A 12,574-nucleotide genomic window follows, 5' to 3' on the forward strand; every position below is an offset into this window, starting at 1 on the left:
ATGCAAATAAAGAAAATATATATATTAAAGATTACTCTATAAAAACTATGACAAATATAATTGAAACATATCAATCAAGATGCATTGATTTAAAGAAAGATATCCGTTTCCGTTATGTTCTTGTATTTAAAAATTTTGGTAAAGAGGCAGGAGCATCTTTATCACATCCACATTCTCAAATTATAGCAACTCCTATTGTTCCAAAAAACATAAAAGAAAAACTTTTTGGTGCTAAATGGTATTTTGAATATAAAGAGAGATGTGTATGGTGTGATATAATTAATCAGGAAATAGATAGTGGGAAAAGAGTAGTTGAGCAAAATTCTGCATTTATAGTAATTGCACCTTTTGCTTCAAGATTTCCTTTTGAGTTATCAATATTACCTTTAAGGCACTCTCCTGATTTTGAAAGTATTGACTCAAAAGAGAAAGAATTGCTTGCAGAAATAATGGTGAGTACTTTCAAAAAAATTTCAAAAGGGCTTTCTAATCCTTCTTACAATTTTATGATTCTTACTGCTCCTGCAAGATATTCCCGTCCTGGTTATTGGCAAACATTGGAAAAGGATTACCACTGGCATATAGAAATAATACCACGGATTGTAAAACAGGGCGGATTTGAATGGGGAACTGGGTTTTACATAAATCCAACATCACCAGAAGAAGTAACCGACTTTCTTAAATCACTTAATGTATAGGAGGGATATATGGAGAAAAAAAATATTTGTTTAGTTGCAGCAGAAGGTGTACCATTTGTCAAAGTAGGTGGAATGGCAGATGTAGTCGGCGCTTTATATAAGTATCTTAAATCAAAACATAACTTATATCTTTTTCTACCATTTTATAAAAAAATAAAAGAAAGTTATAAAACAGAAAAAATTGGTACCTATGATGTATTTTTTTCAAACGATAGACAGGAGAAAGGTTTTGTCAATAAAAGTATTGATTTCCCCGGTATTTATTTCATTGGTAATGACAACTATTTTGAAAGAGATGATGTTTATGGACCAGATGGTAAGGACTATCCTGACAGTGCTGAAAGGTTCTCCTTTTTTTCAAAAAGTGTTCTTGAAGTTATGAAAAAATTTAAGATAAATGTTCATATTTTTCACTGTCACGACTGGCATACTGCACTTATTCCATTATATTTAAAACTATATTATAAAGATATCTTCCCCATTGCAAAAACACTTTTTACAATACATAATTTAGGTTATCAAGGGGTTTTTCCTGTTGATAAATTTCACATTTTGGGGTTGCCATGGGAATATTTCAATATGGATGAATTAGAATTTTATGGAAATGTCAATTTTATGAAAAGTGGGATAATACATTCAGAAAAAATAAATACAGTAAGTCCAAAATATGCAAAAGAAATACTCACACCGGAATTTGGTTATAACTTGGATGGATTGCTTAGAAAATATCAAAACAAACTTACAGGAATACTTAATGGTATTGACTATCAAATATGGAATCCTGCAATTGATGGAAATATCTATAAAAAATATAGAGGTTATAAAAATAAATTAGAAAATAAGTTAGCCCTACAGAAAAGATTAAAAATTCAGCAAGGAAAAGAAATACCTGTTTTTGGAATGATTTCACGGCTTGTAGAACAGAAAGGAATTGACCAATTATTAGAAATAATGGAAAGTATCCTTTCTTTACCATTAGAAATTGTTATTTTAGGAGACGGAGAACAAAAATATAAAGAAGCATTATCTAAATGGCAGCAAGATTTCCCTAAAAAACTATCTATTACATTTGCATTTGATGATAAACTTGCACATCAAATATATGCAGGGAGCGATTTTTTCCTTATGCCTTCTAAATTTGAACCATGTGGATTAGGGCAGATGATAAGTTTCAAATATGGAACAGTTCCAATAGTTAGAAAAGTCGGAGGACTTGCTGATACTGTTAGTAATTATAATTTTGAAACAGAAGAAGGAACTGGTTTTACTTTTGAGGGTGGGGCAAAAGAATTCTTTTTATGCATAGAAAATGCTTTGAAAGTTTTTGCAGATAAAAATAAAATGGAACGACTTGTAAATAAAATTATGAAACTCAATTTTTCATGGAAAACATCAATAGAAAAATATTTGAAAATTTATGAGGAATTGATGGAACAATGATATATCTTTCAATCCTCTGGCATATGCATCAACCAAGTTATGTATTCAATGGAGAAATAAACACTATTATACCTGTTTTTCGCACATTATTTAATTATTATCCTATGGCAGTTCTTACAGAAAAATATCCAGATATAAAAATTAATTTTAATTTTACACCTGTGTTACTTGACCAAATTCAGGGTATAACTTCTGCAAAATATTATGACAATTTTCTTTCTATCCTTGTAGATGATACAAATGATGAAGAAAAAATTTTAACTTTTGCTTCTGAGATACCTGGAAGAATTCTTGAAAAACAATATACGCTTAAAATCCTATTAGATAAAGTTAAAACAAACACTTTTTCTGTTCAGGATATTTCTGATATAAAAGTTCATCTTCATTTAGCATGTTTTCATCCATTTATTATTGATGAAGAACTTAAACAACTGGTTAAAAAAAGTAGATATTTTGATAAAAAAGAAAAGGAATTATTATACAACAAGGAAAAAAATATATTGAAAGAAACAATTAACAAATATAAAAATCTTATGAAAACAGGACAGTGTGAAATAATAACCAGTCCTATGACACATCCAATAATGCCTTTACTTTATAATACCAATATAGCAAAACAAACAAAAACATCATTACCAATTCCTGAAAATCTTTTTTCATATCCAGAGGATGCTGAAGAACAATTAATTAGAGGAATAAATATATTTAAAACAACTTTTGAAAAATGCCCTGATGGTATATGGCCACCAGAAGGAAGTTTAAGCAATGAAATTTTGGATTTATTTGCAAAACACAATATAAAATGGACAGCAACAGACCAGCAGTTATTATCAGAAACACTTTCAAGACCTCTTTTTCAAAAAGAACATTATAATATTTGGGATTTTAGAGAAAAAATTTTCATTTTTTTCAGAGACCATCATCTTTCTGATATGATAGGTTTTAGTTATCAACATATGGAAGAAAAAGAAGCAGCAGTTAATTTCATTGAACATATTCATAAATCGTCAGATAAAACAAAAAATCAATTAATTACAATTATACTTGATGGTGAAAATCCATGGGACTATTACCCTTCTTTCGGTTTTTACTTTCTTCCTGCTTTATACACAATGTTAAGTGAGTCATCTGATATAAAAACTATTACATTTTCTGAAGCACTAAAACTTGATATAAAGCATGAGAAATTAGAAAGAATAGTGCCTGGTAGTTGGATGGGAGTAAATTTTGACAACTGGATAGGCAAACAACCAGCAAATACTGCATGGAAAATATTACAACAAGTTAGAAAACTTTCAGAAGAAAAAATTAATTCCTTAGATGATACAAAAAAAGAAAAATTGAAAGAATATATTATGCTTGCAGAAAGTAGTGATTGGTTCTGGTGGTATAGTATACCAGCAGATAAAAAAATTAAAAGGAAATTTGATGCATATTTTAGAAATAATATAAGAAAAATTTATGAAATTCTTGATGTAAAGGCACCTGAATTTTTGAATTTTCCTGTTGAGAACTATGATATTGAAGAATTTTTTCCATATATTAAACCATCTATTGATGGTAAAATAACTCACTTTTATGAATGGTATAATGCTGTGGAAATTGATGCTGCTGATTTATGGACAACATTTAAGCCAGTTGAAATTCCAATAAAAAAAATATTTTATGGTTATGATGATGAAAATGTGTATATAAGAATAGACACTCTTGAAAAACAAAACATTGAAATTGAAATTACTTTTCATAATTCAGTAAAACAAAAATTCTATATAAAAAATGACCTATCCAGTTCTTTACCAATATCATTTGTCTATGGCGATATAATAGAAATAAAAATACCTAAAAAAGAGATATTACTTGAAGGAGAAAAGACAATATTTTTTAATATTTCTATAAGAGACAGAGAAGGACATGAAATTGTTTTGCCTACTGGCGATTATTTTAAAATAACTTTTTTATCCGAGGAGGAGAATTGGATAATATAGAAAAAAATCAACCGCCTAACAGAATATCTCTTTTTGGGCCCTTGGACCTTTATTTATTTAACGAAGGAAATCATTTTGAAATATATAAAAAATTAGGTGCACATAAAAGGGTAGTAAATGGAATAGAGGGCTATAACTTTGCTGTTTGGGCTCCAAATGCTGTAAAAGTAAATGTAAAAGGCAATTTCAATAATTGGGATGGAAGTAAACATCAAATGGTTGAGTTAGGTAATTCAGGTATATGGGAAATATTTATTCCAGAAGTAAAAGAGTGCTACCCATACAAATTTGAGATTCATACCAAAAATAATAATGTTCTTCTTAAATCAGACCCATATGGGTCTTTTTTTGAACTTCGTCCAGCCAATGCATCTCTTACATATAAATCACATTATAAATTTGAAAATTCTAAAATCCAACCTACCAATATATATAAACAACCAATGGCTATATATGAAATGCATCTTGGTTCATGGAAAAGAAGAAAAGATGGATTTTTTTTAAACTATCGTGAAATTGCAGAAGCCCTTGTTCCTTACCTGAAAGAAACGGGATTTAATTGGGTTGAATTCATGCCTATCAGTGAACATCCATTAGATTCTTCCTGGGGTTATCAAACAACAGGATTTTTTGCTCCTACAAGTAGATATGGAACACCTGATGATTTGTGTTTTCTTATAGACCAACTGCATAAAAATAATATTGGTATTATTCTTGACTGGACACCTGCTCACTTCCCAAAAGACGATTTTGGTTTATACCTTTTTGATGGAACACATTTGTATGAACACTACTTTCCTCAGAAAAGAGACCATCCTGATTGGAAAACAGCGATATTTAATTATGGAAGATATGAAGTAAGTAATTTTCTTATAAATAGTGCTTTAAACTGGATTGAAAATTATAAAATAGACGGACTTAGAATTGATGCAGTTGCATCAATGCTTTACCTTGACTATTCAAGGAAAAATGGGGAGTGGATTCCAAATAAATATGGTGGGAAAGAGAACTTAGAAGCAATTGATTTTTTAAAAAAACTAAATAGTACTATTTATCAAAAACACCCAAATACTTTTACAATAGCAGAAGAATCAACTGCCTGGCCAATGGTAAGTCGTCCTGTCCATATGGGTGGATTGGGATTTGGTTTTAAGTGGAATATGGGATGGATGCATGATATTCTCTACTATTTCTCTCTTGACCCAATATATCGTAAATACCATCATAACTGTTTAACATTTGGACTTTTATATGCCTTTTCAGAAAATTTTGTTTTACCAATTTCTCATGATGAAGTTGTTTATGGAAAAAAATCACTTCTCTCAAAAATGCCAGGAGACACATGGCAAAAATTTGCTAATTTAAGAACACTTTTAACATATATGTACTGCCACCCAGGTAAAAAACTTCTTTTTATGGGAAGTGAATTCGGACAATTATCAGAATGGAACTATAATGGAGAACTTGAATGGTGGTTACTTGAAAAAGAAGAACACAGAAGCATAAAAAAATTTGTATCAGACCTCAATACTTTATATAAAAATGAAAAAGCACTTTTTGAAATTGATTTTGAAAATAATGGATTTGAATGGATTGATTTCTCCGATTATGAAAAGAGTATCATATCATTTATTCGTAAAGGTGAAAAAGAAAATAATTTTATAATTACTGTTTTCAATTTTACACCTGTTCCCCGATATAATTACAGAATAGGAGTCCCTTTAAAAATTCATTATAAAGAGGTATTTAATAGCGATTCAAAATTTTATGGAGGAAGCAATACAGGGAACTTTGGTATGGTAGAAAGTGAAAATATACCATATCATAACAGACCTTTTTCTGTAAATCTCACAATACCCCCACTATCAGGTATCATTTTGAAACCACATATTGACAGTTTTTAAAAATATGATAAATTATAAATAAGATTGGAAAAGAAAAAAGGGGGAAAAATGAAGAAAATAATTATCTGTGTTTTTCTGGTTAGTTCTTTAACTTTGTTTGGAGAAGTAAAAACAGAGGTCTCTACATCAGGACCTTCTGTTTCTGAAGTTCTACAATACCAGGGACCTAAAGCAAGAATTTCAGTTGGAAAATTTGAAGTAAAGGCAGCAAAAGGTGCATGGGAAATTGGAGATGGACTTAAAGAGATGCTGGTTGACGCTTTATTTAAAACAGGAAGATTTATTGTGTTAGAATCATCTGAAAATATTGATACATTAAAAGAAGAATTTGAATTAGGAGAAAGTGGATGGAGTAATAAAGCACCAGAAAAAGGAACTTTTGAAACAGCAGATATAATTTTAACTGGTGCCATAACTGCTTTTGAACCTGATTATAAAGGGAAAGGTGGAGGCGGAGTGGTTGTACCTTTACCGTTTGCTGTTGGAGGTGGATTAAAAATTAGCAAACAAGAATCATATATTGCTTCTAATTTACGACTTGTTGATGTTAGAACCAGAAGAATTATAAAAACAGCAAAAGTAGAAGGATTTGCATCAAAAAGTGATATAGGCGTTTTAGGAGGTGGTTTAATTGGTTCTGTTGCTCTTGGTGCTGGCTTTCAAAAATATAAAAATACTCCAATGGAACAAGCAGTTATGATTATGTTAGAAAATGCTGTTAATGAGATCATTAAAAGTGTCCCGGAAGATTATTACAGATATGATGAAAAAGGAAATGCTATTACTGCAAATCAACAAACAGCAACTGCAAGTCAACAAACAACAGAAGAAACAAAAATAAAAATTGTTGGGGGTGGAGATATATTTAAGGCAGGTGAAGCTATTATTTTAAATGAGGACTTTAATAAATATGAAATAGGAGATATCCCAACTGATTTTCAATATGAAAAGGCAGAAGTAGAAATTGCAGAAATGAATGAGAAAAAATGGATGAGGTTTCTAAAACAGGGAAATATAAAAAAAGACATAAAAGTAGAAGGAGATTATTCTTATGAGATTTCTTTTCTCACAACATTTAATTGTTCAACTGATATTGTCTTACCGGATGGCAAATCAATCCATCTAACTAATGGGAAAATTCTATATTCTGAAAATGAGTTATCTCCTATAAGTATTAATAAAGTCAATAAAATTCAATTATCAAAAAAAGAGGGTATAACAAGAATATTTGTAAATGATAAAAGGGTATATAAAGCACCTGAAAAACTGGATACATTATCAAATGGTATTGTTATTAAATGTGATAATGTTTCTCCTGATGACGGTAAAGAATTCCTTTTCACAGACCTTAAAATTGCAACTTATAAATGATAATAGGGATTGATTGTGGAAATTCTTATATAAAAATTGGTTTATTTAAAGAAAAAATAATAAAACAGGTAGTTAAATTTCCTGTTGAAGATATAAATAAATTTAGAATTCCTTACCATTGGAAAAAACTAAATATTGAAGTTATTGCATTAGCAAGTGTCTCACCTATCAATTCTGATAAAATAAAAACTACCTTCTCTTCCTTTTTCAATAAAAAAGTAATTACAATAACTTCTCAACAATGTAATATCCCCCTTAATATAAAAGACAAAAAAAAAGTCGGGGTTGATAGAGTCCTAAATTGTAAAGGTGCCTCTGTTCTTTATGGAAACCCATCAATAGTTATAGACATAGGCACTGCTATTACAATTGATTTTGTTAATAGAAATGGTGTTTTTGAAGGAGGAATAATTTTCCCTGGTCCATTTTTATTACTCAATTCACTCAATAAAACATCTTTGATAAAATCACCAAATTTTTTAAAAAAGAACATTTTAATTGGGAAAAATACTGATGAATGTATAACATCTGGTTTAAATAATGGAATAGTTGGTTGTATAGAAAATATAGTGGGAAAAATAAAAAACATACATAAAAATTCAAATGTGATTTTAACTGGTGGCTGGTGTGATTATTTTGCTAAAAAAATTAAAATTAAAAAGGTTGTTAAAAAAAATTTAACATTAGAAGGAATAAACATTGTAATTAGAGAAAGATGGTTGAAGAAATAATTGCCGGTGAAAAAGTTTATTTTTATGATGAGGTAAGTTCAACAATGGATGTAGCAAAAAAACTCCTTAAAGAAGGTGAAAAAGGAATTGTTGTTGCAAAAAAACAAACGAAAGGAAGGGGAAGATATGGGAAATACTGGCTTTCTGATGAAGGAGGACTTTATTTCAGTATGATAATTGAAAAAAGCGTTATATCTGATTTTTTGTCAGAAATTATTTCAATATCTCTTGTTGAAACAATGCAAAAATTTGGAATAATTTGTAAAATAAAGTTCCCAAATGATATAATATATAAAGGGAAAAAAATATCTGGAATTTTAATAGAGAGAAGCGATGATAATTACATTGTTGGGATAGGAGTAAACATAAATAATAAGATAAGTGAGTTTGGTATTTCAATGAAAGAAATATTAAAAAAAGAAATAAATATAAATGAGTTTCTTGAAAAATTTTTAACTATTTATAAAACAAACGAAATAAAATTTTGCGAAAATAAGGAGAATTGTCTTAAAGAATGGAGTGAATTTTTATTAAAATGAGCCAACCAGATATATTTCAAAATTTAATTTTTATTTTCATATTGGTCTGTTTATCTGCTTTTTTTTCTGCTTCAGAAGCCGCTTTTATATCTCTCAATAAATATCATATTCAGAAATTTTCAGATATTAACAAAGAAAAAGCATCTCCAATAGAATTCTGGATAAAATACCCGGAAAAAATTTTAATTACAATTCTTGTTGGAAACAATATTGTAAATATACTTGTTTCTATAATTGCTGCTATTACTTCTGAAAAATTATTTCATAGAACAAGTATTGCTTTAATTACAGGTATTATGATTTTTATTATTCTTGTGTTTGGTGAAATTATTCCAAAATCCATTGGTAAAAGGCATTGTGAAAAATTTGTTAGAATTTCTTTTTACCCAATTAAATTTCTTTCTATATTACTTAATCCTGTTATAAAATTTCTTATATTTGTTGCAAATTTTTTTGTTTTACCTTTTGGACAGAGAATAAATACAATAATGCCTGTTATAACAAAAGAAGATGTTAAAGCAATGATTGAAGCAGGAGAAGAAGAAGGTGTTATTGAAGAAGAAGAAAAAGAAATGATTCATAGTATATTTGAAATTGGTGATAAAATGGTTAAAGAAATTATGATACCGAGGGTAAAAATTGTTGGAGTAGAAGAAAATACTAAAATTACAGATGTAATAAAAGTTATAGAAAAAGAAGGATATTCACGGATTCCTGTTTATAAAAATAATATAGATAAAATTGTGGGAATTGTAATAATAAAAGATATTGTTGCACAATTAAATAAAGAAGGTTCAACTGAACTAATGGCAAAAGATATAATGAGAGATGTTTTTTTTGTTCCTAAAACAAAAAGGGTTTTAGAACTTTTAAGAGATTTACAAAATAAGAAATTACAAATGGCGATAGTTGTTGATGAATATGGTGGAACTTCTGGGCTTATTACGATGGAAGACCTTGTTGAAGAAATAGTAGGAGAAATTTCTGATGAATACAAAAAAGACACAAGGCCTTATCATAAATTACCTGATGGAAGTTTTCTTGTTCAGGGAAGTATGGAGATTGAAAAATTTGAGGAGATTTTTGATTTTAAAAAAGATGAAGATTCAGATGTTGAAACAATTGCTGGTTTTATACTTGATTATTTAGGAAAATTCCCAAAAACAGGTGAAAAATTTACATATAATAATTTTGAGTTCACAATTCAAGAAAGTGATGAGAAAAATATTAAATGGATAAAAGTTAAAAAAATAGTATAATTTCAGAGAAGTTTATTAGGTCAGGTACAAAGGTATAGAGGTACAAATAAATGTCCCCTCACCCCTTCCCTCTCCCCGTTGGGGAGAGGGAAAAAATAGAAGAGAAAAAATCCCTTCTCCCGTGGGGGAGAAGGTTGGGATGAGGGGAGAACCTCTATTTAATCCGCCAGAAAGTGTATCGGATGCTGAAAAACGCACTCTGTGCGTCAGTATAGATAATATTAAAAAAATGGAAGGAGAAGAAAATGGCACAGGACGAGATAAGAGACCAGAGAATAAAGAAAATTGAAATTTTAAAAAGTAGAAATATTGAACCGTATGGAAGAAGATACGAAAAAACAAAAACAGAAGATATAGGAGAACAGGGGGAAGTAAAAACAGCAGGAAGAATTATTGCATTAAGAAAACACGGGGGAGCATGTTTTGCTGATATTATAGATACAGAAGGGAAAATACAACTATATTTTAAAAAAAATATAATTGGTGAAGAACTTTATGAGATATTTAAAGAAATAGATATTGGAGATATTATTGGAGTTGAAGGAGAAATTTTTAAAACAAAAACAGGTGAAAAAACAATTTTTGTAAAAAATTTTAAAGTTCTTTCAAAATCACTTAACCCCCTCCCTGAAAAATGGCATGGATTAAAAGATATTGAAATAAGATTTAGAAAAAGGTATTTAGACCTTTTAATTAACAAAGAAGTAAGAGAAAAATTTATAAAAAGAACGAAAATAATTCAGTTTATAAGGGAATATCTTAACAATATGGACTTTATTGAGGTTGAAACACCAATGATGCATCCAATACCAGGGGGAGCAGAAGCAAAACCATTTATTACATATCATAATACACTTGAGATGAATCTTTATTTGAGAATTGCTCCTGAACTTTATTTGAAACGGCTTCTTGTTGGAAATTTTGAAAAAATATATGAAATAAACAGGTCATTTAGAAATGAAGGAATATCTACGCTTCACAATCCAGAATTTACAATGCTTGAATTGTATTCTGCTTATGGTGATTATGAAGAAATGATGGAAATAACAGAAAAACTTCTCACAAATCTTGTAAATTTTCTTTATAAAAGTTCTACTATTACATATCAGGATAAAGAAATAAATTTTTCTCTACCATGGGAAAAAATTACTTATGATGATGTTTTTAAAAAAGTTGGAATTGAAAATTGGCATGATATAAATTCAGTAAAAGAAAAAATAAAGGAATTTAATCTTGAAGTAGAAGAAGAAAAAGAAAATAATCTTTTTGAATTATTAGACCTTATTTTTAGTAAAAAAATACAGCCACAATTTATAAATCCAACTTTCATAATTGACTATCCAGAAGAAATTTCGCCATTAGCAAAATCAAAAAAAGATAATGAAGAAATAACCGAAAGATTTGAACTTTTTATTGGTGGACTTGAAGTTGCAAATGCTTATTCAGAATTAAATGACCCGATTGAACAACTTAAAAGATTTCAAGAAAAAGCAAAAGGTGACGAAGAAAAAATTGATTTTGATTATATTGAAGCACTTGAATATGGTATGCCTCCTGCTGGTGGACTTGGTATTGGAATAGACCGCCTTGTAATGCTTCTGACAGATAGTCCTTCAATAAGAGAGGTTATCTTTTTCCCCCTTCTACGACCCAAAAAATGAGTTCAAACCACAGCAAAAATTATGAGTTAAGCACAGCAGAGACACAAAGTTAAAATTGGAAGATAGAAGAACATTGTTCTCTGGAAGAATCGGTATCCTTGAAAGGATAAGGTAATAAGTTCCCCCTTTAGCCAAAGAGGGTAGGGGGATTTAATAAAATCCCGTAAGCATAACTTATCGCTTCGGCGCTTTCCCGTCTGAGCATTAGCGAAGAAGGGTAAGGATGGTCTGTAAGCAAAACTCTAAACTCTTCTGTGTAAGACCCTCCATTCCCCCCTTTAATAAAGTGGTTCTTCCCTTTTGCAAAGGGAAGTTAGAAGGGATTTAGGGAAGTAAGAGAAGATTTTTTAAGAGGGAGTGAGAGAAGGTTGGGGTAGAAAGTGAAGAATCCCGGCCAAATGTCTGGACTTCTTTAAAAGCACCATAACCTCAGTTGTTCATATGAACTACTGTGCTTTTCTATATATTGCCTCACTACCTTGTGCAAATTTGACAGCAAATTTATTGTTTTGCTTTAATTCCCCCCTCACCGAACCTCTCCCCAGCGGGGAGAGGGCAGGGTGAGGGGGGATTTGATTTCTCCCTTTATAAAACCGATTAAAGTAGCGAAGGTTAGCAGGGCAGAGTTGGTGCTTGTTTCCCCTCTTTATTAAAGAGGGGTTAGGGGAGATTTTCCAAGCACAACGGGAATAGAGGGATTTTCAAACACAACGGAGATTAGAGGGGAATTTAGATATTTTTCTTTTTTGTAAAGTATATCCTACATGATTTGTGGTGGAAGGGGTAAGGGGAGATTTTTGTTTCCCTTTTATTTTCTTCTCCCCTTGGGGAGAAGTTTAGATGAGGGGGAATTTTTTATTTAATATCCGTCAAAAACCATAGCGGACGCTAAAAAACACGCTTTGTGCTTCTGTGCCTTTGTGTCTTTGTGCCTAAAATATACACAAATTTAACTTCTATTAAAAAAAAATGAGTTCAAAAAAAAT

Annotated in this window: 9 protein-coding genes; all 9 read left to right on the forward strand. The window is 30.0% G+C overall.

Annotation, left to right across the window (positions count from 1 at the left end; genetic code table 11):
* A partial coding sequence (locus PLW95_04235; protein ID HOV21871.1) for a DUF4931 domain-containing protein occupies positions 1–698 on the forward strand: 698 nt, incomplete at its 5' end.
* Positions 699–707: 9 nt separating this feature from the next.
* On the forward strand, positions 708–2,138 hold the full coding sequence (locus tag PLW95_04240) for a glycogen/starch synthase (protein ID HOV21872.1): 1,431 nt from the start codon (positions 708–710) through the stop codon (positions 2,136–2,138).
* Positions 2,135–4,123, forward strand: coding sequence for a glycoside hydrolase family 57 protein (locus PLW95_04245; protein HOV21873.1), 1,989 nt, complete (start codon positions 2,135–2,137; stop codon positions 4,121–4,123). The genes PLW95_04240 and PLW95_04245 overlap by 4 nt, the downstream gene beginning before the upstream one ends.
* Positions 4,111–6,027 carry a 1,4-alpha-glucan branching protein GlgB gene (gene glgB / locus PLW95_04250; protein HOV21874.1) on the forward strand — a complete coding sequence of 639 codons (1,917 nt, stop codon included), beginning with the start codon at positions 4,111–4,113 and terminating at the stop codon, positions 6,025–6,027. The genes PLW95_04245 and glgB overlap by 13 nt, the downstream gene beginning before the upstream one ends.
* Positions 6,028–6,075: 48 nt before the next feature.
* Entirely contained in the window at positions 6,076–7,398 is a 1,323-nt protein-coding gene (locus tag PLW95_04255; protein HOV21875.1) for a CsgG/HfaB family protein, read from the forward strand.
* The gene (locus PLW95_04260; protein ID HOV21876.1) at positions 7,395–8,129 is read left to right on the forward strand and encodes a type III pantothenate kinase; all 735 of its coding nucleotides are present in this window, start codon (positions 7,395–7,397) and stop codon (positions 8,127–8,129) included. The genes PLW95_04255 and PLW95_04260 overlap by 4 nt, the downstream gene beginning before the upstream one ends.
* On the forward strand, positions 8,114–8,668 hold the full coding sequence (locus tag PLW95_04265) for a biotin--[acetyl-CoA-carboxylase] ligase (protein ID HOV21877.1): 555 nt from the start codon (positions 8,114–8,116) through the stop codon (positions 8,666–8,668). The genes PLW95_04260 and PLW95_04265 overlap by 16 nt, the downstream gene beginning before the upstream one ends.
* A complete protein-coding gene (locus tag PLW95_04270; protein ID HOV21878.1) occupies positions 8,665–9,927 on the forward strand; it encodes a hemolysin family protein in 1,263 nt (420 codons plus the stop codon). Before PLW95_04265 ends, PLW95_04270 begins: the two co-directional genes overlap by 4 nt.
* A 245-nt stretch (positions 9,928–10,172) precedes the next feature.
* A complete protein-coding gene (lysS, locus tag PLW95_04275; protein ID HOV21879.1) occupies positions 10,173–11,588 on the forward strand; it encodes a lysine--tRNA ligase in 1,416 nt (471 codons plus the stop codon).
* Positions 11,589–12,574 lie beyond the last annotated feature (986 nt).

It is taken from the genome of bacterium (assembly GCA_035370465.1).
Lineage (GTDB): Bacteria > Ratteibacteria > UBA8468 > B48-G9 > JAFGKM01 > JAGGVW01.

Coding starts and splice junctions, on each gene's coding strand:
- PLW95_04240 (HOV21872.1), top strand. CDS start 708: ATGGAGAAAAAAAATATTTGTTTAGTTGCAGCAGAAGGTGTACCATTT.
- PLW95_04245 (HOV21873.1), top strand. CDS start 2,135: ATGATATATCTTTCAATCCTCTGGCATATGCATCAACCAAGTTATGTA.
- PLW95_04255 (HOV21875.1), top strand. CDS start 6,076: ATGAAGAAAATAATTATCTGTGTTTTTCTGGTTAGTTCTTTAACTTTG.
- PLW95_04260 (HOV21876.1), top strand. CDS start 7,395: ATGATAATAGGGATTGATTGTGGAAATTCTTATATAAAAATTGGTTTA.
- PLW95_04265 (HOV21877.1), top strand. CDS start 8,114: ATGGTTGAAGAAATAATTGCCGGTGAAAAAGTTTATTTTTATGATGAG.
- PLW95_04270 (HOV21878.1), top strand. CDS start 8,665: ATGAGCCAACCAGATATATTTCAAAATTTAATTTTTATTTTCATATTG.
- lysS (HOV21879.1), top strand. CDS start 10,173: ATGGCACAGGACGAGATAAGAGACCAGAGAATAAAGAAAATTGAAATT.